Source organism: Streptomyces sp. NPDC007808 (assembly GCF_042868655.1).
In the GTDB taxonomy this organism is placed as follows: Bacteria; Actinomycetota; Actinomycetes; order Streptomycetales; family Streptomycetaceae; genus Streptomyces.
The window spans coordinates 261,640-285,380 of sequence record NZ_JBIAEQ010000004.1 but is presented as its reverse complement, the minus strand read 5'-3'; the positions used below and the strand labels follow the sequence as shown (position 1 = coordinate 285,380).

The following is a 23,741-nucleotide window of genomic DNA, read 5'->3' as shown; positions in this document are numbered from 1 at the left end:
TCTCTCTAGTTGGGAGTAGTAGTAGGGCCTGTGGATACCGTGGATAACCTCGTTTGCCCAGGTCAGAGCGGAGATTTTGTCCACCGGCCCTGTGGGCGGAAGCAGTGGACAACCGGGTGTCTCTGTGGAGAACAGAAAGTTCTGCACACCCCATGCACAGCCTGAGGCGACTTCTCCCCAGCGCCGTCCCCAGGTTTACCCAGCTTTCCCACAGGGCAGTCCGGCACCTTCATGTGACGCCTTTCACTCGACCCGGTGAGCAGGCGCGTCGGGTTGCCGAACAGTGGACAGCCATGTGGAGAAGCTGGGGATCGCTGGGGACAACTGGCCCCAGCCTGTGAGTTGCCGGTGGACAACTCGATGCACAGCCTGTGGATCTTCTCGCTGTCCACAGTCTGTGGAGATCGCTCGTCCACGAATCCACAAGTGGCTGACCTGGTCTGATCGTCTTTCAACAGGCGGGCCTGTGGACACAGTCTGGACAACTCCCCGGTCCCCAGGATGTGGACGGGAGAAAGTCACCAAATCTGTGGAGAGCGGCCGTAACCCTGCAGTTAATCGAACAGCGGGTGTCCGTACGTACGGGTCGCGCATGACGAAAGGGCGCCCCGGGAGTCCTCCCGAGGCGCCCTCAGCGGCGTACGACGGTGGCGGTCAGCCGTTCTTGATGCGGTTCGTGAGCTCGGTGACCTGGTTGTAGATGGAGCGCCGCTCGGCCATCAGATTGCGGATCTTGCGGTCCGCGTGCATGACGGTCGTGTGGTCGCGGCCGCCGAAGAGCGCGCCGATCTTCGGCAGTGAGAGGTCGGTCAGCTCACGGCACAGGTACATCGCGATCTGTCGGGCGGTCACCAGGGCGCGTCCTCGCGAGGTGCCGCACAGGTCCTCGACCGTGAGCCCGAAGTAGTCGGCGGTCGCGCCCATGATGGCCGTCGAGGTGATCTCCGGGGCGGAGTCCTCCCCTCCGGGGATCAGGTCCTTCAGGACGATCTCCGTGAGGCCCAGGTCCACCGGCTGCCGGTTGAGCGAGGCGAACGCGGTCACCCGGATCAGCGCGCCCTCCAGCTCACGGATGTTGCGCGAGATGCGGGAGGCGATGAACTCCAGTACCTCGGGCGGGGCGTTGAGCTGTTCCTGCACCGCCTTCTTGCGCAGGATCGCGATGCGGGTCTCCAGCTCGGGCGGCTGGACGTCGGTGATCAGTCCCCACTCGAAACGGTTCCGCAGTCGGTCCTCCAGCGTGACCAGCTGCTTGGGCGGCCGGTCGCTGGAAAGCACGATCTGCTTGTTGGCGTTGTGGAGCGTGTTGAAGGTGTGGAAGAACTCCTCCTGCGTCGACTCCTTGTCCGCGAGGAACTGGATGTCGTCGACGAGCAGGATGTCCATCTCGCGGTACCGCTTGCGGAAGCTGTCGCCCTTGCCGTCGCGGATGGAGTTGATGAACTCGTTGGTGAACTCCTCGGAGCTCACGTAGCGCACGCGGGTGCCGGGGTAGAGGCTGCGCGCGTAGTGCCCGATCGCGTGCAGCAGGTGCGTCTTGCCGAGCCCTGACTCCCCGTAGATGAACAGAGGGTTGTAGGCCTTCGCCGGTGCTTCGGCGACGGCGACCGCGGCCGCGTGGGCGAAGCGGTTGGAGGCGCCGATGACGAACGTGTCGAAGAGGTACTTCGGGTTCAGTCGCGCGGTCGGCTCGCCGGGGCCGGGCGCCGGCGCAGGCTGTGCGGCGAGCGGGCCGGGGGCGCCGGTGGTGGGCAGGTTGGCGCCGACGGGACCGCCGCGGTGCACATGGCCGGAGCCGGAGGGCGGCTCGGGCAGGTCACGGCGGGCGCCCTGGTCGTAGTCGGCGCGCGGCTGGTCGTAGTCGGGCCGCTGCTGCTCGTAGTCCGGGCGGTGCTGGTCGTAGTCGGACCGGTGCGGCTCGTACTCGGGACGGTGCGGCTCGTAGTCCTGGCGGTGCTGCTCGTAGTCGGAGCGGTGTCCCTCGTACGACGGCCGTTCCATCGGCTGCGGGCGGTAGTCCTGGGACGGGGGGCCGTAGGAGTCCTGTGCGTAGGACTCCTGCGACGGCGACGCGTAGGGGTCGCGCTCGGGGAAGCCGAGTCGCTGCTGCTGCCAGCCGTACTCGTCCTGCGTCGGACGCGGCCAGCTCCCGGGGGCGTGCTCGGGGCGCTGGTACTCGCTCGGGTAGGCCGGGCGGGCGGTGGGCAGCGGATCGGTGGGAGAACCGGGCCGCTGCTGGTCGTCCGCGCGATGGCGGCCGTAGCTCTCGTACGGGGGGAGCTCGGGCTCCTCGTAGCGCGACTGGGGTGGGGCCGGGGGCGCCGGGGGCTCGCCGGCGGAGTCGTCGACGGTGATCGCGATGCGGATCGGTCGACCGCATTCACGGCTCAGGGTCTCACTGACGACCGGGGCCAGGCGGCCCTCCAGTACGCCCTTCGCGAACTCGTTCGGTACGGCGAGCAGGGCGGTGTCGGCGACCAGTGCCAGGGGCTGGCAGCGCCGGATCCAGTGTTCGTCCTTGGCTTCGACACCCTGTCCGCGGCCCTCGCCGAGGAGCTGCTCCAGTACTCGTGGCCACACTGCGGCAAGATCGGCAGGTACGTCAGCCACAGGGCACGCTCTCTCACGGGTCCCACGAACGTGTGGTGGTGGGACGGGTCGGGATTCACTTCGGGTGGAGCAAGAATCAAGAATCAAGGGGACAAGGGAACGAATCGGAGTCCAGTCACGGTAGTCAGGGCGACCGGTGCGGTTCAAGTTGTTGTCCCCAGCCTGTGGATAGTGTCCCTCCATGACCCTTGGTTTGACCGGATGGCGCAGCCGCGCGTACCGTAACCAGGTCGAGTTGTCGATGGCTGCTGCCGCCTGCCTCCGATGGGCACAGATCATGCAAGGTGATCGGTCAGCGGTGCACTCGGGCGTAACGCGAGCTACTCGTGGGCGCACGGTGACAGCCAGGACGGCACCCCGCAAACACCGATTTCTTTCTGGAGCCCCCGAGTGAGCAAGCGCACCTTCCAGCCGAACAACCGTCGTCGCGCGAAGACCCACGGCTTCCGGCTGCGTATGCGCACCCGTGCCGGCCGCGCGATTCTCGCGTCCCGCCGTAGCAAGGGTCGCGCCCGTCTGTCCGCCTGATCCCGGTCAGGTCATGCCGTCGTGCTGCCCACCGAGAACCGGCTGAGGCGGCGCGAGGACTTCGCGACCGCGGTACGGCGAGGACGCAGGGCAGGACGCCAGCACCTCGTCGTCCATCTTCGTAGCGGTGCCACGGACCCGCACGCGCCTGGGGAGAGCGCTCCCCCGACGCGTGCGGGTTTCGTCGTGAGCAAGGCTGTGGGCGGCGCGGTCGTCCGTAACAAGGTGAAGCGCAGGCTTCGCCATCTGATGCGGGACCGAGTCGACCGGCTGCCCCCCGGTAGCCTGGTAGTCGTACGAGCGCTGCCCGGTGCGGGCGACGCCGACCATGCACAGCTGGCCCGAGACCTGGATGCCGCTCTGCAGCGGCTGCTGGGAGGGGGCGCGCGATGAAGTACCCACTACTGGCTCTGATCAAGCTGTACCAGTGGACGATCAGTCCGCTGCTCGGGCCGGTGTGCAAGTACTACCCGTCGTGCTCCCACTACGGCTTTACGGCGATCGACCGGCACGGTGCGATCAAGGGCACGGCGCTCACCGCCTGGCGCATTCTGCGGTGCAACCCGTGGTCGCTGGGCGGTGTGGACCATGTCCCGCCGCGCAAGCGCCCGCGGTGGCACGAGATGCTGCGCAACGCGTGGCGCGCACGCAAGGGCGGGCCCTCCGCCGCCGAAACGGCCACCGAGGAGAATGTTCCTTCGAGCCCGGCCGCAGAGACCCCGTCCCATGCCCAAGGAGCATGATTAGTGGACACGATTGCCAGCCTCTTCAGCTTCATCACGACACCCGTTTCCTGGGTCATCGTCCAGTTCCACAAGGTGTACGGCGCCCTCTTCGGCGACAACACCGGGTGGGCCTGGGGCCTGTCCATCGTGTCTCTGGTGATTCTGATCCGTATCTGCCTGATCCCGCTCTTTGTGAAGCAGATCAAGGCGACCCGGGCGATGCAGACGCTCCAGCCCGAGATGAAGAAGATCCAGGAGCGCTACAAGAACGACAAGCAGCGTCAGTCCGAAGAGATGATGAAGCTGTACAAGGAGACGGGTACCAACCCGCTCTCCTCGTGCCTTCCCATCCTGGCGCAGTCGCCGTTCTTCTTCGCTCTGTACCACGTGCTCAACAGCATCGCGACGGGCAAGACGGTCGGTGTCATCGACGAGCAGCTCTTGGCGAGCGCCCGTCAGGCACACATCTTCGGCGCTCCTCTTGCGGCGAAGTTCACGGACAGCTCCAGCAAGGTCGCCGAACTCGGTGCCTCGCTCACGGATGTCCGTGTGGTCACCGCGATCATGATCATCCTGATGTCTGCGTCGCAGTTCTACACGCAGCGCCAGCTGATGACGAAGAACGTCGACACCACGGTGAAGACGCCGTTCATGCAGCAGCAGAAGATGCTGATGTACATCTTCCCGATCATGTTCGCCGTCTTCGGTATCAACTTCCCGGTCGGTGTCCTCGTCTACTGGCTGACCACCAACGTGTGGACCATGGGTCAGCAGATGTACGTGATCCACAACAACCCCACCCCGGGTTCCAAGGCCCAGGCCGCGTACCTGGAGCGTCTCACCAAGCACGTCACGCACCGCGGCAAGGTCGGCCGGCGTCGGGACAGGGTCTACATCAAGGCCATCGTGGTCAAGGGGCGCGACCGCAACGAGTACGAGCGCAAGTTCATCAACGGTCTGAGCAAGGCGGGCTTGGCCGCCCAGCCCGACGGCACCGTGGTGAAGAGCGAGGGCGCTGTCGCCACCGTGGCCGAGGACGGTACGCCGACCACCGCCGGTACCCCCAAGCGCCAGCAGCCGAAGCGGCAGAGCAAGTCCCAGCGTCAGTCCGGCACTGCGAAGCCGGCTGGTGAGGCGACGTCGCTGCAGAAGGCCGACGAGCCCGACGACGCCAAGCCCGGTGCCGCCAAGAAGGCGGCTCAGAAGCCCGGCGGCGGCACCCGCAGCAAGGCCCAGTCCGGGCAGCGCAAGGGCGGTCCGCAGCGTCCCAAGTCCCCGTCCAAGAAGTAAGAAGGAGCCCATCCCGTGACGGAAGGCACCACCTCCGCCGCCGCTGAGGGTGCAGACACCCTGACCCGCCTGGAGCAGGAGGGTGAGATCGCGGCGGACTACCTCGAGGGTCTGCTCGACATCGCCGATCTCGACGGCGATATCGACATGGACGTCGAGGCCGACCGCGCCGCTGTCTCGATCATCAGCGACGCGGGCAGCCGAGACCTGCAGAAGCTGGTCGGGCGTGACGGCGAGGTGCTGGAGGCGCTGCAGGAGCTCACGCGCCTGGCTGTGCACCGGGAGACCGGGGACCGTAGCCGGCTGATGCTGGACATCGCGGGTTACCGGGCCAAGAAGCGCGCTGAGCTGTCCGAGCTGGGCGCCAAGGCCGCGGCCGAGGTCAAGAGCACCGGTGAGCCCGTGAAGCTGAAGCCGATGACGCCGTTCGAGCGCAAGGTCGTGCACGACGCGGTCAAGTCCGCGGGGCTGCGCAGCGAGTCCGAGGGCGAGGAGCCCCAGCGGTTCGTCGTTGTGCTGCCTGCCTGACCGGCTCGTTCGTTTTCCCGGCCCCGTCTGCCCGCAGGCGGGGCCGAACTTTGTCAGCCTGATAGTTCTGGTGGTTTCGGTGTCGGCGCCGGGTGCGCCGCGCGGTACGGAAGGACGGTCCCCTCGTGACGGAGGCAGCGGAGCTTCCCCCTGTGCCCGAACAGGCACGTGAGGTGTTCGGCGATCGGTTCGCTGATGCGGTCCGCTACGCCGAACTGCTGGCCGAGGCGGGTGTGCAGCGCGGTCTGATCGGTCCCCGCGAGGTTCCCCGCCTGTGGGAGCGGCATTTGCTGAACTGCGCTGTGCTCTCCGAGGTCGTTCCCGGGGGTGTGACCGTGTGCGACGTCGGCTCTGGCGCCGGCTTGCCCGGCATTCCTCTGGCGCTGGTCAGGGAAGACCTGAAGATCACGCTGTTGGAGCCTCTGCTGCGGCGTACGAACTTCCTCACGGAGGTCGTGGAGCTGCTGGGGCTGGACCATGTGACGGTCGTCCGCGGGCGGGCCGAGGAGGTCATGGGGAAGCTGCCGCCGGTGCATGTTGTGACCGCTCGTGCGGTGGCACCGCTGGACCGGCTGGCCACGTGGGGGATCCCGCTGCTGCGCCCCTATGGCGAGATGCTCGCTCTCAAGGGCGACACCGCGGAGGAGGAGCTGAAGAGCGCGGGCACCGCCCTGAGCAAGCTCGGTGCCGTGGAGACATCGATCCTGCATGTCGGTGAGGGCGTGGTGGATCCGCTGTCGACGGTCGTACGGGTCGAAGTCGGGGAAAGTCCGGGCGGTGTGCGGTTCGCGGCCAAGCGGGCCAAGGCGGCTCGCACGGGACGGGCGCGTCGTCGCCGCTGATCCGTCCTGACGACGAGACGTACTCCACACAAGCTGCCAAACCCGAGCGGGCCGGAGTGTCGCGACAGTTCGACCACCGCTGCTGTGCATCGTGTTTCACGTGAAACGTCGCTCACTGCTGCACGGCATCATCAGTCGCGGCCGCGCCGCGGCCGAACCCCGCGACCGCAAGCCTCTCGGTGCCCTTGGGGAGGATGGGCCCAATGACGCTCCGTCCTCCCTGAGGGGCACGGAGTTGTCCACAGAGGTGGATTTCTCCACAGAACACCAGGCCTCACTGGTTCACGACCCCGAAGACATGGGAGGCTCTGTTCATTGCGAGCCTGAAGTCGAGGAGAGTGAATCCTTGCGGTCCGACGCCAACATCGCGGGACCGATGACCGATCCGGTCCCCGGTCCCCGTACCGAGTCGCTGGGGGAGGATGTTTCACGTGAAACACCGCCCCCGATGGACGACACTCCCATCGGTCGTGCTGCCCAAATGGCGGTGGAAGCTCTAGGCCGCGCCGGCGAGGGTCTGCCACGGCCCGAGCAGACCCGCGTCATGGTGGTCGCCAACCAGAAGGGAGGCGTGGGCAAGACGACGACGACCGTCAACCTTGCCGCGTCGCTGGCTCTTCATGGCAGCCGGGTGCTGGTCATCGACCTCGACCCGCAGGGAAACGCGTCCACCGCCCTGGGGATCGATCACCACGCCGAAGTCCCCTCCATCTACGACGTGTTGGTCGAGAGCAGGCCGCTCGCGGAAGTCGTTCAGCCGGTCCCGGATGTCGAGGGTCTCTTCTGTGCCCCTGCCACGATCGATCTCGCCGGTGCGGAGATCGAGCTGGTGTCCCTGGTGGCACGTGAGAGCCGACTTCAGCGGGCGATCCAGGCGTACGAACAGCCGCTGGACTACATCCTCATCGACTGTCCGCCCTCGCTCGGCCTGCTCACGGTCAACGCGCTGGTGGCCGGGCAGGAGGTCCTCATCCCGATCCAGTGCGAGTACTACGCGCTGGAGGGCCTGGGCCAGCTGCTGCGTAACGTCGACCTGGTGCGGGGGCACCTCAACCCCGCCCTGCACGTGTCGACGATTCTTCTCACCATGTACGACGGCCGGACGCGACTTGCCTCCCAGGTCGCGGACGAGGTACGCAACCACTTCGGCGACGAGGTGCTGCGGACGAGCATTCCCCGCTCGGTCCGTATCTCCGAGGCGCCGAGTTATGGACAGACTGTGCTGACCTACGATCCAGGATCGAGCGGTGCCCTGTCCTATCTTGAGGCGGCACGAGAGATCGCGCTGAAGGGTGTCGGCGTCAGTTACGACCCGACGCACGCCCACATCGGCGCCCAGAGCAACCCGAGCATGGTGGAGGGAATCCAGTGAGCGAGCGACGGAGGGGTTTGGGCCGTGGTCTCGGCGCGCTGATCCCCGCTGCACCGACGGAGAAGACGGTCACGCCGTCTGCGGTGGGCGGCGCTGCTTCCTCATCACCGGCCGCCGTCCCGGTGCTGACCGATCGAGGAGTTGCCGCGGCCAAGGTGGCCACGCTGCCGCCTGTTTCACATGAAACCGACGAGCTGTCGTCGCACGGTTCCGTGGAGACGTCCGCGTCTGTCCTGGGTGCCCACTTCGCGGAGATCCCCCTTGAGGAGATCACGCCGAACCCGCGGCAGCCCCGCGAAATCTTCGACGAAGACGCTCTGCAGGAACTCGTCACGTCCATCAAGGAGGTCGGTCTCCTCCAGCCGATCGTCGTCCGGCAGCTCGGTCCCTCCCGGTACGAGCTCATCATGGGCGAGCGGCGCTGGAGGGCCTGCCGTGCGGCCGGCCTCGAAGCGATTCCGGCGATCGTACGGGCCACTGACGACGAGAAGCTTCTTCTGGACGCGCTCCTGGAGAACCTGCACCGTGCTCAGCTGAACCCGATCGAAGAGGCAGCGGCCTACGACCAGCTGCTGAAGGACTTCAACTGCACGCATGACCAGCTCGCCGACCGCATCGGCCGGTCCCGGCCGCAGGTCTCCAACACGCTGCGTCTGCTGAAGCTCTCCCCGAAGGTTCAGAACCGGGTGGCGGCCGGTGTGCTCTCCGCCGGCCATGCACGGGCGCTGCTCTCTGTCGAGGACCCTGAGGAACAGGAGCGGCTGGCTTACCGTGTGGTGGCCGAGGGGCTCTCCGTCCGGTCCGTCGAAGAGATCGTGACTCTGATGGGCTCCCGCCCGCAGAAGACCCCGCGTTCCAGGGGGCCACGGGCCGGCTCCGTGCCTTCTCCGGCGCTGTCCGACCTTGCGACGCGGCTCTCGGATCGCTTCGAGACGCGGGTGAAGGTCGAGCTGGGCCAGAAGAAGGGCAAGATCACCGTCGAGTTCGCCTCTCCCGAGGACCTTGAGCGCATCCTCAGCACGCTGGCACCCGGCGAGAAGCTCGCCTTGCAGAAGAGTCTCCAGGGCGAGGCCATGGAGGAGACCGAGGTCTGAGGACGGTCGGCCGGGTTGTACCTCCGGCTGTTCCCCACGCGGGCCGTGTCCGGTGTGTCCGGAACACGGCCCGCTCTTTTGCTTTCTGACGGTATCGATGGAATCACAAGGTGGATACGATGCGTTCGGGTATGGCGCATCCACTTGGCAAGACCTCTTAGGGGAGGCGGGGTCCATGCGAACGGTGAGCCGCACCGGACTGGTGAGCGTGGGTCTCGGGCTGGGCGCGGTCGGCGGCTTCGTCGGCAGCCTGCTCAGAGAACGGAGCGCCCTGACAGCCGCTCGCGCTGCCGCGGGCGAAGGAAGCGAGGAACAGCCTTCATGGGGCGTCGGCTCGTACCGCTCACGTTGGACAACCTCCAGGACCTTCCCAAGCGCTGCCGCTCGTGTGTCTTCTGGGAGCTGGACCCGGTCAGCGGTGAAGCCGCGGTAAAAGCCGGCACGTCCGCGTTGGAGAAGGAAGCCTGGATCTCCGCCGTACTGCTGGACTGGGGCTCCTGCGGGCGGGTCGTCTACGTCGACGATGTTCCGGTGGGCTTCGTGCTCTACGCGCCTCCGGCCTACGTCCCCCGCTCGACGGCGTTCCCTACGAGTCCTGTGTCAGCGGACGCGGTTCAGTTGATGACAGCCTTCATCATGCCGGGCTACCAGGGGCAGGGGCTCGGTCGTGTGATGGTCCAGACGGTCGCCAAGGATCTGCTGCGGCGAGGCTTCAAAGCGATCGAGGCCTTCGGGGACGCTCGCTGGAAGGAGCCGGCCTGTGTGCTACCCGCGGACCATCTTCTGGCCGTGGGGTTCAAGACGGTCCGCCCTCACCCCACGTTTCCGCGTCTGCGACTGGAGCTGAGAACGACGCTGTCCTGGAAGGAAGACGTGGAGATGGCGATCGACCGGTTACTGGGGGCCGTTCAGAAGGAGCCCGCGCTCAGGCCGCTGTGAAGTGAGCTACTCGCTCGCTGAAGGGCATCTCTGGAATGCGGCAGGGTGCTTCTCAACGCCGAATGGGCCAACCCTCACGGGTTGGCCCATTCGTGTTTCACGTGAAACATCACTCGGCGATGAAGTCCTCAAGGTCCCGAACGATCGCGGCCTTCGGCTTGGCGCCGACGATGGTCTTGGCGACCTCACCGTTCTGGTAGACGTTCAGCGTCGGGATGGACATGACGCCGTACTTGGCGGCCGTACCCGGGTTCTCATCGATGTTGAGCTTGACGATCTCGATCTTGTCGCCATACTCGGCAGCGATCGCCTCAAGGGACGGCGCGATCTGGCGGCACGGTCCGCACCAAGCGGCCCAGAAGTCCACCAGGACGGGCTTGTCGCTCTTGAGGACGTCCTCCTCGAAGGAGTCGTCGGTCACGTTCTTCAGGGTGCCGGCCACGGCGGGCTCCTTAACTGTGTGGTGCGTGGGGCTGGGGAAGGGGAGGGTGAGGGTCAGACAGGGGTCTTCTCCGGCTCGGGCTTCTCCTCGTCCGCGAGGGCGGCGAGGAAACGCTCGGCGTCCAGGGCGGCGGAGCAGCCGGTACCGGCCGCGGTGATCGCCTGGCGGTAGGTGTGGTCGACCACGTCGCCCGCGCCGAAGACACCGGTCACGTTGGTGCGGGTGGAGGGGGCGCTGACCTTGAGGTAGCCCTCCTCGTCCAGGTCGAGCTGGCCCTTGAACAGCTCGGTGCGCGGGTCATGGCCGATCGCGATGAACAGGCCCGTGACGGCCAGATCCGAGAGCTCACCGGTCTTGACGTTGCGCAGCTTCAGCCCCGAGAGCTTCTGGTCGCCCTGGACCTCGGCGACCTCGCTGTCCCAGATGAACTTGATCTTCGGGTCGGCGAAGGCGCGGTCCTGCATCGCCTTGGAGGCGCGCAGGGTGTCACGGCGGTGGACGACGGTCACGGACTTGGCGAAGCGGGAGAGGAAGGTGGCCTCCTCCATCGCGGTGTCGCCACCGCCGATCACGGCGATGTCCTGATCCTTGAAGAAGAAGCCGTCGCAAGTGGCGCACCAGGAGACACCGCGACCGGAGAGAGCGTCCTCGTTGGGCAGGCCGAGCTTGCGGTGCTGCGAGCCCGTGGCGACGATCACGGCCTTGGCGCGGTGAACCGTACCCGCGGTGTCGGTGACGGTCTTGATGTCACCGCTCAGGTCGACATTGACGATGTCGTCCGGGACGAGCTCTGCTCCGAAGCGTTCGGCCTGGGCGCGCATGTTGTCCATGAGCTCGGGGCCCATGATGCCGTCCTGGAAGCCCGGGAAGTTCTCCACGTCGGTGGTGTTCATGAGCGCACCACCAGCCGTGACGGCACCCTCGAAGACCAGCGGCTTCAGCGACGCGCGCGCGGTGTAGAGCGCCGCCGTATAGCCGGCGGGCCCGGAGCCGATGATGATCACGTTACGGACGTCGCTCACGGCTTGTTTCCTCGTCTCTGGACTGCGTCGTCGGACCGGGGGAGCCCCTTTCAGAACTCTCACCCCACCCAACGGATCCTAAGGGGCGTGCATTCCCACTGTGTCCGGGCACACGGCGGCTCCACACCCTAGGGGGTGCCAGCCAGGAGGAAGAGAAACCGCGGGCAATTCAGCGCCGTGTGTAGGAGTCCTTCAGAAGGACCTTGGCCGTGGTGGACGACGGCTCCTTCACACAGGTCGCGTCCACGATGTAGACATTGACCCGGCTGTCATCCATGGCTTCGGGCATCACCACGAGCAGAGCGTCCTTCCCCTTGTAGACGCCTTCCTCGGTGGCGATCGCCGCGTCATTGCGGTCGATGCCCTTGCGCACGCATTCGGGCACCGGAATGTCGCGGAAAACCTGGTGGCGCTTGGTGTCGGGCCCACCTTCCACGCCCATGCTGCGCTCCGGCTTACTAGGGCTACCGACGGAACTGTCGCTCTTGGCGAGGAGGTCGGTGACCTGCTTCTCCAGCTTGGCTGCGGAGAAGGTGTCGGCGCCGGTCTGGCCGCCGTCCGCCGAGGGGCCAGGACCTGAGCCGTTCATGAGCGAGGTCAGCAACACGGAGCCGAGGCCGAGGGCGGCGGCCGCGAAGGCGGCGCTCAGTACGGCGACCTTGCGTCGTCCGGCCCTGTTGCGACCCTTTCGGCCCGGGCCGGTGGTGGAGGAACGGGGGCGACCCGCCGGACGGTCTGCCGTCACCGATGTTTCACGTGAAACATCGGCGCTGTCGTCAGGAGCAGCCGCTGAACCGGCTGTGTCGGCAGGCTGGGAAGAGGCGGCCTCATCGGACGCCGTGGCATTGAGCAGAGCCTCCGCTGCGAGGGCGGCGTCGATGCGTTCCGCGACGTCGGTCGGCATACGCGACGGACCAGGCAGCGTGCCGAGCAGCCCCCGGATCTCCTCCAGCGATGCATGGACATCGGCGCACAGCTCGCACTCGTCCAGATGCCGCCGTACGTCTGCGGTCCTGGACGGAGAAAGAAGGCCCTCGGTGAGGTCGGAGATTTCGGCGACGTCCGGGTGCCCGGCCGTGTCTGTCGTGGATGTCACGCTCGCCCACCTCCGCCCTTCACTGCAGCTGAATCACTCGGCCCGGTATCGCGGGAATCCGTGGCTTGCCCTGGGGCAGGCGGACCCGCTGCCGGTGGGACGGATGCCCCCTGCGTCCGGTTCCGCCTCTGGCCGGTGTCCTTGCCTTCTCCGGCGCTCTCCGGTCGTAGGTGGGTGAGGAGAGGCAGAAGTCTGGCTCTGCCGCGTGCGCATCGACTCTTGATCGTGCCGGTGGGTACCTCCAGCACGCGGGCGGCCTCAGCGACCGGATATCCCTGCATGTCCACCAGGACGAGCGCCGCCCGCTGGTCTGCCGGGAGCGTGCCGAGAGCCTCCAGCAGCTGCCGGTGCAGATCGTTGCGCTCCGCGGGGGCCGAGGCGGCCTCGTGCGGCTCCAGCAGCTGCTCAAGACGCTCGGTGTCATCGACGGGGGAGGTCTTCCGGGAGGCCGCCTTCCGGGCGCGGTCGAGGCAGGCGTTCACCGTGATCCGGTGCAGCCACGTCGTGACGGCCGACTGGCCGCGGAAGGTGTGGGCGGCTCGGTAGGCGGAGACAAGAGCGTCCTGGACGGCGTCAGCGGCCTCCTCGCGGTCGCCCAGCGTCCGGAGGGCCACCGCCCACAGCCGGTCGCGATGACGGCGCACGAGCTCGCCGAAGGCGTCCTTGTCCCCGGCGACATGGCGCGCCAGAAGATCGGCGTCCGACAGATCGGCTCGGCTCGATCCGCTATCCACACATATCCCCTGAGTCCCTAAGGGAGGCAACCGTGATGCTGTCAACCCGACTCGTAAGCCTGAGCGACAGAATGCCACACAGCGGGCCGGATCGAGACGGCCGTACGGGACTGTCACCGGGATGGGGATCCTGTCCGGACGTTGAGTAGGTATGCGTCGCCTCGGCTTGACCTATCGGCCCCGGGGGGCTGGTCCGTCGTGCAGCAGGGCAGGGACGACTGAGGGCCGGCCCCATGGCCTGAACGGCCGGCCGACCCTGTCGGTGAAACGTCAGCTGGTCACCTTGATGTCCTGGACCCTGCCGCGGAACTTGCCGTCGTCCGCCTGTATCGGTACCTCGGTGAGCCACACCAGCAGGTACCGGGACTTCACGGCCTTGCCCGGCTTGAGCGTCACGGTCGAGCCGGACCCCTCGGCGACCTTGGCGTAGCTGTCGAACACCGTCGGCATCGCGCCGGTGTCGCCGGAAGCGGCACGCAGCTCGACGGAGGTGTTCCCCATGAAGGTGATGGTCACCTTGCCGACCTGCTGGGCCTTGCCGAGATCGAGGATGACTCCGACGCCCCGCTTCAGGTTTCCGAAGTTGGCGCCTTCGTAGTAGCTGGTCTGCCAGTACGAATTGGCGTCTGCGTCGTAGACCTTGCCCACGTCGTCGGGGTACTCCGAACCGTCGGTGCCGAACGGGTCGAAGTCATGGGCACCCTGTATGGCGATCGGCTTGCCGGCCGTCGGCTTCTTCGCGTTCTTGTCGTTGCCGTCCGTCGTCTGCGTCCGGCCGGGGTCGTCCGACTTGGAGCCCTGGTCCATGAGCGCGTCCGCCAGCTGCCAACTGCCGAGCCCCAGGGCAGCGATGAGGAGGGCCGAGACCGCCCACTTCAGTGCCTTGCCGGTGCGACTCTGCAGCGGCGGCAGCGGGGTCGGTACCGGCTGGGTGACGCCCGGGTGCGGTGCCTGCCGGCCGTACGTGCCCTGCTGGTACGTGGTGCGCTGGTAGTCGGGCGGCGCCGTGAACGCGGGCTCCGGCGGACGGATGCGGGGCATCTCGCCGACCGCCTTCACCAGTTCCTCCGGCGTCGTGCAGGCGGACTCGTGACGGGAGGCGGTCGCGCCGTTGTTGACCAGCGCACGCATGGTCAGTTCGGACAGGCCGCGGTGAACGCCAGCCCTCACCTGGTCGGGGGCGATCAGACCGACGTCCTTGGGCAGGCCGGACAGACCGTAGGCGTCGCTCTCGTACGGCCAGCGCTGGGTCAGTGCGGCGTACAGCAGTGCGCCGATGGCCTCCGTGTCGGTGCGCTGCGGGGTCTCGGAGCTGATGCCGCGAAGGGCGGCGTTCACCGCGAGGCCGCGGATGCGCCACTGGCCGGAGGAGGTGCGCAGTACGGCGTTCGGGTTGAGGCGGAGGTGGGCCAGGCCCTCGCGGTGGGCGGCGGCCATCGCTGCGGACACCTGGGTGACCATCTGGTAGGCGTCGTACACCTCCAGTGGGCCGGAGGCGAGCAGCGTGGTCAGTTCGGTGGCGTCGGGGAGCCACTCATGAACGACGTAGACGAGGTCGTTCTCCTCGACGGCGTCCAGGACCTGGACGAAGCGGGGGTCGCCGAGCAGTGCTGAGGAACGGGCCGCGGCCAGCACGGAGCGGGCCCGGGCATGGTCAGCGGGCAGGACATGGACGCCAACGGCACGACGAAGCTTCTCGTCGACCGCACGCCAGCTGCTGAAACCGTCCAGACGGGTGACGCACTCCTCCAGCCGGTAGCGTCTGGCGAGCTTGTGGCCGCTGTGCAGTTCGGGTGGTGAGGCCTTTCCGGGACCCTCGGTCCCGCCACTCCCCTGTGCCTCGTCGGTGTCCGTGTCCCGCTCCCGATTCTTGGCCACCCCGTCGGCCGTGGACTGGTCCGCCTGAGCGGTCAGCGGCTCGTCACCGCTGTTGTCTGCCACGTCGACGGCAGCCGTGCTCCGTTCCGCCACCGTCGTTCCTGCCTCCCCATCCGTTGCGCGCTGTTCGACTCAGTGCGCGCCGTCCGACGCCGAACCCAATTGTGCCCACAGACCGCCGCTATGCACGACACACGGTGGCGGACGATGGTTGTGCGCGTACCCCCACTTCAGCGACCCAGGCGCCCGCGCACCATGCCGACCAGCGAGTTCAGCTCCTCGATGCGCATGCGGCGGGCGGCGACGAAGAAGACTGCGAGCAGTACGGCCCCACCGCCCAGCAGAGCGGCGAACGAGCCGATGACTCCCTGACCGAGGGTCTGGGCGATCCCGTAACAGGCGGCACCGCTCAGCAGCGCGGCCGGTACCGAGGCCAGGCAGAGCCGGGTGTACGTCCGCCTCACCCGGACGCCGTCCAGGTCACCGCCCAGCTTCATGCGCAGTCGCCGCCAGGCGACGCCGACGCCGATCGCGTAGGCCAGGCCGTACGAGGCGGCCATGCCCACCACGGCCCACCGGGCCGGGAGAACCAGGTAGCAGACGGCGGACGCGGCGGCGTTGCCGGCCGCCACAATGACGGTGTTGTAGAAGGGGGTGCGGGTGTCCTCGTAGGCGTAGAACGCGCGCAGGACGACGTACTGCACGGAGTACGGGATCAGGCCGAGACCGAAGGCCATCAGCATGAAGCCCATGTTGGTGGCCTCACTCGTACCCGAGGAGCCGAACATCAGCGTGCACATCGGGATGCCCAGCGACAGGAAGCCGAAGGCCAGCGGCACGATCGCGACCGCGGTGGTACGCAGGCCCTGGGAGATGTCGTCCCGCACGGCGCCCGAGTCGTCCTCGGCGGCCGAACGCGAGATGCGGGGCAGCAGGGCGGCCATCAGCGAGACGGTGATGATGGCCTGCGGAAGGCCCCAGATCAGCTGGGCGTTGGCGTACGCGGCGTAGCCGGTGCCGTCGACGGCTGAGCGGATGCCCGCGGAGGTGGACAGCTGGGTGACCACCAGCGCGCCCGCCTGGTTGGCGAGGACGAACAGGATGGTCCACTTGGCGAGCATGGCGGCCTTGCCCAGGCCGTGGCCCTTCCAGTCGAAGCGCAGCCGCAGCCGGAAGCCGGTCTCGCGCAGGTAAGGGATCATGGCGAGGGCCTGGACGACCAGGCCGAGCAGGATTCCGACCCCGAGGAGCCGCTGGCCCTCCGGCGGGATGTTGGTGACCTGCATGCCGGAGTGTTCAGCGGTGCCGTACACCCACAGGAACATCCCGAGCGTCACGATGATGACGATGTTGTTCAGGACCGGTGTCCACATCATCGCGCCGAACCGGCCGCGGGCGTTGAGGATCTGCCCCATCACCACGTGGACGCCCATGAAGAAGATCGAAGGCAGGAAGTAGCGGGTGAAGGTGATCGCCACCTCGTTGGCGGCGGGGTCCCGGGCGACAGGGGCGGACAACGCGCTGACCAGGAGTGGCGCGCCGAGCATCGCGAGGGCGGTGAGCACTGCGAGCGCCACCATCACCAAGGTCAGCAGACGGTTCGCGTACGCCTCGCCGCCGTCCTCGTCGTCCTTCATGGCGCGCACCAGCTGGGGCACGAAGACGGAGTTGAGGCCGCCGCCGACGGTCAGGATGTAGATCATCGTCGGCAGCGTGTAGGCGACCTGGAAAGAGTCGCCGAGCAGGCCGAGACCCAGCGCCGAGACGATCATCATGGAGCGGACGAACCCGGTGAGCCGGGACACCATCGTGCCCGCCGCCATCACCGCGCTCGACTTCAGCAGGCCGCCGGCCTTCCCGCCCTTCTTGGCGGCGGGCGCCGGAGCGGGGGCGGCTGCCTGTGCGGGGGCCTCGGCCGCAGGAGGAGGCGGCGTCGTCGGTGTCTGCGACGGAACGTCGGTGGGTGCCGGGGACGGGCCCGGGACCGTCGGTGGCTGGTACTGCGGATGGCCGCCGGCCTGCTGCTGGTCGCGGAAGAGGTGAGCGAAGGCGTCGTGCTCCTGGCCCTCTGCGGAAGAGCGCGTGACAAGGTCGTCGACACCCACGTACTGGGTCGAGCGGGGGTTGTCGCCGTACGGCAGATACTGCGACGGGCCCTCCGGCTCGGGAGCCGGGGTCTGGGCCCATACGTGCGGGTCGGGCGCGTAGGGCGACTGCGGCGGCTGGCCGTACAGCGGCTGCTGCGGCTCGTACGAGCCCGGAGCGGGCGGAGGGTGGGCGGCGCGGTCGTACAGCGCCTCGGCGACCGGGTCCTGCGCGGTCAGGTCCTGGGCGCGGTAGGGGTCCTGGTCGTAGGTGTCCTGGAGGTACATGTCCGCGGGGGGCTGCGGCGGCACCTGGCCCGGCTCGGGCGGCGGGCCCTCGGGGTGCCCCGAGCTGCCCGCGGCCTGGCCGCGGTCACCGTCGTACGGCGCGTTCATGGTTACCCCACCTCATCGTCCCGGGCCGACCGGCCACGACATCGCTCAACGGTCCACTCTCTCACCCGTGCCGGACGGGTCGGCGTTTTCCGCTGCGGTGTCCGGGGTCAGGTCACTCGGCTGCTCCGGGGCGTCTTCCCGGGTTCCGGTGCCGGACTCCTCATCGAGGAGGTCTTGAGGGGTGGGACGCTCATCGGGGCCGTTCGAGTTCTCCGCGTCGCCGTCCGCCTCGTTCGGTTCCTGGGCGTCGTCCTCCTCGACGTCGCGGGCCGCAGCGCGCTTGCGCTGCGTGTACATCCGGAACCCGGCGAGGACCAGCAGGAGGAAGCCGCCGCCGATGACCAGCATCACGGTGGCGGTGAACTCCGTGACCCGTACGTCGAACCTGACGGGGGAGCCGTACTTCTGGCCGTCCTCCGTGTAGAGCTGGGCGATCACCTCGGCCTGGCCGTTGGCCTGAGCGGACGTGGTGAACTTCACGGTCTGGCTGTGGCCGCCGGACACGGTGACCTGCTGTTCGGAGAAGTCGTCGCCACCGATCTCGAGCCGCCTCGGGCTCGTCGAGGTGAGGCGCAGTACCAAGTGCTCGACGCCCTGTACCAGGTTGTTCTGCACGGTCACGGGGATCATCGCACTGCGTCCGGAGAGCTTGGTCTCCGACTTGTCGATCAGCGTGACCTGGCCGGCCAGGGAGTCGAGGTATGCCTCGACGGCGTTGCGGTAGTCGGCGGCCTGTCCGGAGCGGCCGCGCCACGACGTCGACATCTCCCGGTTCATGGCCCGGCCGAAGGGGGTCACCACCCGGGACTCGTCGGAGAGGATCACCTTGAACTTGTCGAGCTTGCTCTGGGTGCTCTCGATCTGCTCGAAGGCCGAGCGCGACAGCTCCTGCTTGCGCAGCGCGGAGGGGTACCTCGATGCCGCCGGAACCTTCGTGGTGGCGCCGGGGTCGGGCTTGGCCGCGGCGGCGGCCGTGAGGTCCTGGGACTGGGACCACGAGCCGCCCTGGAGCGCCGCCACCGCCTCGGCCATCGTCTGAGCCTGGCTGGCCGTCGGCATCCGCTGCGGAGCGACGACGATGCTGCGCTGCTTGTCCGACTGGAGGTTCAGGGCAAGGCTCTGGGCCAGGAACCTCTGCACGGCGAGCGTCGAGCTGGACGCCCGTGTCAGGTCGCCCTGGAACACGGTCGACATCCGGGCGTCCGTGACGACCGCCGTCGTGCCCCCGCCGATGGGGCGGGCCGCGGAGGGCGTGTAGGGCAGGCCGCGCGTCTCCACCAGGCTGTCGTTGCGGGCGATCACCTTGTCCGCGCCGCCGGAGGTGGCGACCTTGACGATGGACGGGTCGATGGCGCCGTTCACGGGCCAGGCGAAGTCGGTGGTCGGCTGCACATGGAGGATCGAGTCGACGGTGTCGGCGGCGACGTCGGTGGCCACCTTCAGGTGGCTCAGCGAGCCGGTCACGCTCGTCCCGTTGTGCGCGAGGGACGCCAGATCGGGGTCACCGAACGGCAGGGCGACGACTTCCTTGTCCTGCACCGCCTCCTGCAGCTCGGCCAGCCACTGCTTGGCGACCGCCTGACGGTCCCCCGGCGTGGTCGATTCACCCTTGCCCTGGATGCGGTAGCTCTCCGTCATCGCGTCCACGGAGGCCAGCAGGTCGGGATCGATCACCCACGTGACGTCGAGTTCCTTGCCCAACGACACCAGCTGCTCCAGACGTCCGCCGGGCGCGATCTCCTCGGCGAGCTCGTCGTCGCTGAAGACCGGAGTCTGCGCCTCGTTCGATCCCGTCTGCGCCGTCATGTGCGCGGTGGAGACCAGGGGCCACAGAACCGTCGTCCTGGTCTTCGTGTCCGCTCCGTCGGGCTGCCACGGCAGGAAGGTCCGCTGGATGCCGAGCACGCGGTCCCACGGCTGGGCGGAGGTCTCGCCGGACAGGGAGACGGCGAACTGGTAGACGCCGTCCCTGCCGAGGTCCAGCTTGTCGACCGGTACGGAGATGCTGAAGCGGTGCGCGACGCCCGGGGTGAGCTTCGCGAACTCCTTGATGTACTTGCCGCCCACCGCGGCACCGTCGAGGCCGTCCTGGTAGGCGCTGCGCCGGGCGACCGTGTCGACGTCGGAGCGCGTGTTCAGGGCGGGCCCCAGGCGTAGGTCCACCTGCGCGTCGGTGACGGTCTGCTTGCCTTCGTTGGTCACCGTGCCGGACACGGTCAGGGTGTCGCCCTCAGTGGGGACGGCAGGGGTGAGCGAGTCCACGGCCACGGACACCGAGCCCGAGGCGGGAGCGGCCCGCAGGGAGTCCTGCTCGGCGGCGTGCGACGGCGCGGCGGCGGGCAGCTGAAGCAGGCCGGCCAGCAGTGGCACCCCGGCGAACAGTGCTCCTGTCCGCCGTAGCCACCGGCGGGCAGGTGAGGGACTCGTCCCCTGGAAGTCTGCCGCCTCGGCCACGCGCTCGCCCGTCCCTCGTCGTCGTCAGTGGTCGTCGGAATGTGCGTCCAGGCATGGTAACGATGCGCGCTGAGGGGAAGTGCCGCGGAGTGCTCCACAAGATCGGATCACCGAGCCGGGCCTGTCCTGTATGTGCGGGTATAAGGGGAGCGCTTCAGTGCGTCGCAAGGGCCGTCCCTTGTGCCTGTATGCACAGAGCTGTCCCTGCTCATGGTGTGCGCATTTAATGGAGGCGCTCATGGTCGCCGCGGCCACGTACCCTCTTCTGTTGTGCCGAACGCCAACGAAGAAAAGCCCAGTGTCCTGAGTCAGGTGCAGCACCGTGCGGTGAGTGAACTGCTGCGGGTGGCCCCTGTCGCCGACGACCTCGCCCGCCGCTTCCAGGAGGCCGGGTTCTCGCTCGCCCTGGTCGGCGGATCGGTCCGGGACGCGCTGCTCGGCCGACTCGGCAACGACCTGGACTTCACGACCGACGCCCGCCCCGAGGACGTACTGAAGATCGTGCGCCCGTGGGCCGATGCCGTGTGGGAGGTCGGGATCGCCTTCGGTACGGTCGGCGCGCAGAAGAGCGCCCGTGGCGAAGGCGCTGATCGAGACTTCCAGATCGAGGTGACGACCTACCGGTCGGAGGCCTACGACCGCACCTCACGCAAGCCCGAGGTGTCGTACGGCGACTCCATCGAGCAGGACCTCGTACGGCGTGACTTCACCGTGAACGCGATGGCCGTCGCGCTGCCGGAGAAGGAGTTCATCGATCCGCACGGCGGGCTGGAGGACCTCGCGGCGCGAGTGCTGCGGACTCCGGGCACCCCGGAGGAGTCCTTCTCGGACGATCCGCTGCGCATGCTGCGGGCGGCGCGTTTCGCGGCACAGCTCGACTTCGAGGTGGCACCCGAGGTGGTGACGGCCATGAGGGACATGGCCGGCCGTATCGAGATCGTGTCCGCGGAACGTGTACGGGACGAGCTGAACAAGCTGATCCTCTCCGCCAACCCGCGCAAGGGCCTGACCCTGCTGGTCGACACCGGGCTCGCCGAGCACGTGCTGCCCGAGCTCCCGGCCCTGCAGCTGGAGAGCGACGAGCATCACCGGCACAAGGACGTCTACGAGCACACGCTGATCGTCCTGGAGCAGGCGATGGCGCTGGAGGAGAACGGGCCCGACCTGACCCTGCGTCTGGCCGCGCTGCTGCACGACATCGGTAAGCCCCGGACACGCCGCTTCGAGAAGGACGGCAGGGTCTCCTTCCACCACCACGAGGTGGTCGGCGCGAAGATGACCAAGAAGCGCATGACCGCGCTCAAGTACTCCAATGAGCTGGTGAAGGACGTCTCACGTCTGGTCGAGCTCCACCTCCGCTTCCATGGTTACGGCACCGGCGAGTGGACGGACTCCGCCGTCCGCCGCTACGTCCGTGACGCGGGCCCGCTCCTGGGTCGCCTCCACAAGCTGACCCGCTCGGACTGCACCACGCGCAACAAGCGCAAGGCGGCCGCACTGTCCCGCGCCTACGACGGCCTGGAGGAGCGCATCGCTCAGCTCCAGGAGCAGGAGGAGCTGGATGCCATCCGCCCCGACCTCGACGGCAACCAGATCATGGAGATCCTCGGTGTCGGACCGGGGCCGGTCATCGGTCGCGCTTACAAGCACATGCTGGAGCTGCGGCTGGAGCATGGGCCGCTGGAGCACGAGGCCGCAGTCGAGGCGCTCAAGGAGTGGTGGGCTGAGCAGGGCTGAGACCCGGGCTCTGTGGCCATGTTTCACGTGAAACGTGCCTGGGGGACGCCGAGGGGCGATGTTTCACGTGAAACATCGCCCCTCGGTGCGTATGGCTGAGACCTACTTGGACGAGTACTCCGCGAGGCACAGGGTGAAGGAGTCTCCCTTGCGGGTCTCCGTGTACTCGGCGTACTTCGTACGGTCGCAGTTGGCGGAGGTGCCGTCCTGCTTCTCGGCCACCTTGTAGGCGGCCTTCGAGTCGCTGCAGTCCACGACTTCGAGGTCCGGGTCGGTGATGCTGTCCGGGTTGCCGATGCTCATGCAATCGCCGACGCTCGCCGTGCTGGCGTCGTCCCGGCTGGCTATGAAGCCTCCGACGACCACGCCGGCGACGACCACCGCCACGACGATGTTCTTGATCTTCTTGAAGGTCCACTTGCGTTCGGGCTGCGGCGGAACAGGCGCGTACGGCGCTCCCTGCTGGGGGAACCCGGGCTCACCCGGCTGCTGCGGATACGGAGCCTGGCCCTGCGGCGGCTGGCCCTGGGCGAACGGGTTGCCTTGGGGCGGCGGAGTTGTCACTGGGGGTCCCCCTAGAACATGGGTGCGCAACGCGAACAATGCGCGAGATAAGACGCACGTAAGTTATCGGCAGTCACTGACAACCCCATGGCCGAAAGGGACTCTGTGTCATTGATGTGACACTTACTGGCGTCCAAATCGGGCCATAGTTGCAGCAACTGCTGCGTAGATAACGGAGACTGTGACCAAGAGCGGCGCCGAGCGGCCGTCCGGCGGCAGTATCAGGGCGGCGACTCCGGCGGCGCCGACGAAGGCGACGTTGAACAGCACGTCGTAGACCGAAAAGATCCGGCCGCGAAAGCCGTCCTCGACCGAGGTCTGCACGACGGTGTCCGTCGCGATCTTCGCTCCCTGTGTCGTCAGGCCGAGGACGAACGCCGCCAGCAGCATGGGAGTTGGAGCGAAGGGCAGGCCGAGAGCGGGCACCAGCAGCGCCGCGGTGCCGGCACACGCGACGATCCATCGGTCGGGCCCCAGCCGTCCCGCCACCCACGGTGTCAGTACTGCCGCCGTGAAGAATCCGGCGGCGGAGGTCCCCAACGCCAGCCCCAGCAGGGCGAGTCCATCGGATGCCTGCGACGAGAAGGCGTACCGGCAGAGCATCAGCAGCATGACCAGCAGGGCGCCGTAGCAGAAGCGCATCAGGGTCATCGCGAACAGTGCCCACGCGGCCTGCCGACGCGGTGGAGTGGCGAGATGGCGTACACCCGCGGCCAGGTCGCGAACCGTACCGGAGAGCGCTGCCGCGACCCGTGGCTGTACCAATGACGAGTCCGGGCCGAGCAGTTCCCGTGTCATGCGCAGTGACGCCAGGCCGGCGCACAGGTACAGGACGGCCCCCAGAAGCACCACGGCGGCATCGGAGTCCCAGGCCACCAGCCGCACGAGGAAGGCCAGTCCGGCACCCGCGGTGGCGGCGAGTGTTCCGGCGGTCGGGGAAAGGGAGTTGGCGATCATGAGTCGCTCGTCGTCGACGACACGCGGGAGTGCGGCTGAGAGGCCGGACAGGACGAAGCGGTTGACGGCGGTGACGCACAGCGCCGAGACGTAGAAGAGCCAGTCCGGTACCTGGCTGATGATCAGGAGAGCCGTCGCCGAGGCCAGTACCGTACGCAGAAGGCTGCCGTACAGCAGGACCTGGCGGCGTCGCCAGCGGTCCAGCAGGACCCCGGAGAAGGGCCCCACCAGGGAGTACGGCAGGAGCAGGACGGCCATCGCGGAAGCGATCGCGGCGGCCGAGGTCTGTTTCTCCGGGGAGAAGACGACGTACGTGGCGAGCGCGGTCTGGTAGACGCCGTCGGCACCCTGCGAGAACAGGCGTACGACGAGCAGGCGCCGGAAGTCCCGGAAGCGCAGCAGGACCCGCAGGTCGCGTACGACGGACATGGGGCCCAGCCTCACATACG

The 23,741-nt window shown here is 67.8% G+C and carries 20 protein-coding genes; 10 read left to right on the top strand and 10 right to left on the bottom strand.

The features are described from left to right. Positions 1-654: 654 nt before the first annotated feature. Positions 655-2,610: a chromosomal replication initiator protein DnaA gene (gene dnaA, locus ACFYNL_RS17100; RefSeq protein ID WP_388803419.1), complete on the bottom strand. Its 1,956-nt coding sequence runs from the start codon at positions 2,608-2,610 to the stop codon at positions 655-657. Between the two features lie 390 nt (positions 2,611-3,000). Here dnaA and rpmH point away from each other — a divergent pair, with 390 nt between their 5' ends. From rpmH to ACFYNL_RS17055, 9 genes are all read left to right on the top strand, one after another. Continuing rightward, positions 3,001-3,138, top strand: a complete 138-nt coding sequence (gene rpmH / locus ACFYNL_RS17095) for a 50S ribosomal protein L34 (protein WP_003956500.1) — start codon at positions 3,001-3,003, stop codon at positions 3,136-3,138. Between the two features lie 21 nt (positions 3,139-3,159). Further along, complete coding sequence (gene rnpA / locus ACFYNL_RS17090) at positions 3,160-3,531, top strand: ribonuclease P protein component (protein WP_007492554.1); 372 nt, start codon at positions 3,160-3,162, stop codon at positions 3,529-3,531. Next, the gene (yidD, locus tag ACFYNL_RS17085) at positions 3,528-3,881 is read left to right on the top strand and encodes a membrane protein insertion efficiency factor YidD (RefSeq protein WP_019758624.1); all 354 of its coding nucleotides are present in this window, start codon (positions 3,528-3,530) and stop codon (positions 3,879-3,881) included. The genes rnpA and yidD overlap by 4 nt, the downstream gene beginning before the upstream one ends. Before the next feature lie 3 nt (positions 3,882-3,884). Continuing rightward, positions 3,885-5,153 carry a membrane protein insertase YidC gene (gene yidC, locus ACFYNL_RS17080; RefSeq protein ID WP_388803415.1) on the top strand — a complete coding sequence of 423 codons (1,269 nt, stop codon included), beginning with the start codon at positions 3,885-3,887 and terminating at the stop codon, positions 5,151-5,153. Between the two features lie 15 nt (positions 5,154-5,168). Further along, positions 5,169-5,681: a protein jag gene (locus tag ACFYNL_RS17075; RefSeq protein ID WP_388803412.1), complete on the top strand. Its 513-nt coding sequence runs from the start codon at positions 5,169-5,171 to the stop codon at positions 5,679-5,681. 125 nt (positions 5,682-5,806) lie between these two features. After that, positions 5,807-6,523 (top strand): 16S rRNA (guanine(527)-N(7))-methyltransferase RsmG, encoded by a 717-nt coding sequence (gene rsmG / locus ACFYNL_RS17070; protein ID WP_388803409.1) that lies wholly within the window; start codon positions 5,807-5,809, stop codon positions 6,521-6,523. Between the two features lie 298 nt (positions 6,524-6,821). Continuing rightward, a complete protein-coding gene (locus ACFYNL_RS17065) occupies positions 6,822-7,895 on the top strand; it encodes an AAA family ATPase (RefSeq protein WP_388804568.1) in 1,074 nt (357 codons plus the stop codon). Further along, positions 7,892-8,989: a ParB/RepB/Spo0J family partition protein gene (locus ACFYNL_RS17060; protein ID WP_388803406.1), complete on the top strand. Its 1,098-nt coding sequence runs from the start codon at positions 7,892-7,894 to the stop codon at positions 8,987-8,989. Before ACFYNL_RS17065 ends, ACFYNL_RS17060 begins: the two co-directional genes overlap by 4 nt. 321 nt (positions 8,990-9,310) lie before the next feature. Continuing rightward, positions 9,311-9,928 (top strand): GNAT family N-acetyltransferase, encoded by a 618-nt coding sequence (locus ACFYNL_RS17055; protein ID WP_388803403.1) that lies wholly within the window; start codon positions 9,311-9,313, stop codon positions 9,926-9,928. Between the two features lie 109 nt (positions 9,929-10,037). On the opposite strand, the gene trxA is transcribed toward ACFYNL_RS17055, so the two are convergent. The 7 genes from trxA to ACFYNL_RS17020 form a co-directional block, all read right to left on the bottom strand. Continuing rightward, entirely contained in the window at positions 10,038-10,370 is a 333-nt protein-coding gene (trxA, locus tag ACFYNL_RS17050; RefSeq protein WP_388803401.1) for a thioredoxin, read from the bottom strand. Between the two features lie 53 nt (positions 10,371-10,423). Continuing rightward, positions 10,424-11,392 carry a thioredoxin-disulfide reductase gene (gene trxB / locus ACFYNL_RS17045; RefSeq protein WP_388803398.1) on the bottom strand — a complete coding sequence of 323 codons (969 nt, stop codon included), beginning with the start codon at positions 11,390-11,392 and terminating at the stop codon, positions 10,424-10,426. A 169-nt stretch (positions 11,393-11,561) separates the two neighbouring features. Continuing rightward, on the bottom strand, positions 11,562-12,488 hold the full coding sequence (locus ACFYNL_RS17040) for an anti-sigma factor family protein (RefSeq protein ID WP_388803395.1): 927 nt from the start codon (positions 12,486-12,488) through the stop codon (positions 11,562-11,564). Further along, the gene (gene sigM, locus ACFYNL_RS17035) at positions 12,485-13,222 is read right to left on the bottom strand and encodes an RNA polymerase sigma factor SigM (RefSeq protein ID WP_388803392.1); all 738 of its coding nucleotides are present in this window, start codon (positions 13,220-13,222) and stop codon (positions 12,485-12,487) included. Before sigM ends, ACFYNL_RS17040 begins: the two co-directional genes overlap by 4 nt. Before the next feature lie 270 nt (positions 13,223-13,492). After that, on the bottom strand, positions 13,493-15,193 hold the full coding sequence (locus ACFYNL_RS17030) for a protein kinase family protein (protein WP_388803389.1): 1,701 nt from the start codon (positions 15,191-15,193) through the stop codon (positions 13,493-13,495). A 137-nt stretch (positions 15,194-15,330) separates the two neighbouring features. After that, positions 15,331-17,580: a murein biosynthesis integral membrane protein MurJ gene (gene murJ / locus ACFYNL_RS17025; RefSeq protein ID WP_388803386.1), complete on the bottom strand. Its 2,250-nt coding sequence runs from the start codon at positions 17,578-17,580 to the stop codon at positions 15,331-15,333. 45 nt (positions 17,581-17,625) lie between these two features. Next, entirely contained in the window at positions 17,626-20,034 is a 2,409-nt protein-coding gene (locus tag ACFYNL_RS17020; RefSeq protein WP_388803382.1) for a DUF6049 family protein, read from the bottom strand. A gap of 270 nt (positions 20,035-20,304) precedes the next feature. Here ACFYNL_RS17020 and ACFYNL_RS17015 point away from each other — a divergent pair, with 270 nt between their 5' ends. Further along, positions 20,305-21,771 (top strand): CCA tRNA nucleotidyltransferase, encoded by a 1,467-nt coding sequence (locus tag ACFYNL_RS17015; protein WP_388803379.1) that lies wholly within the window; start codon positions 20,305-20,307, stop codon positions 21,769-21,771. Positions 21,772-21,873: 102 nt separating this feature from the next. On the opposite strand, the gene ACFYNL_RS17010 is transcribed toward ACFYNL_RS17015, so the two are convergent. Both ACFYNL_RS17010 and ACFYNL_RS17005 read right to left on the bottom strand, forming a co-directional pair. After that, positions 21,874-22,335, bottom strand: coding sequence for a hypothetical protein (locus ACFYNL_RS17010; protein WP_388803376.1), 462 nt, complete (start codon positions 22,333-22,335; stop codon positions 21,874-21,876). Between the two features lie 123 nt (positions 22,336-22,458). Beyond that, positions 22,459-23,721, bottom strand: coding sequence for an MFS transporter (locus ACFYNL_RS17005; protein ID WP_388803373.1), 1,263 nt, complete (start codon positions 23,719-23,721; stop codon positions 22,459-22,461). Positions 23,722-23,741: the final 20 nt, after the last annotated feature.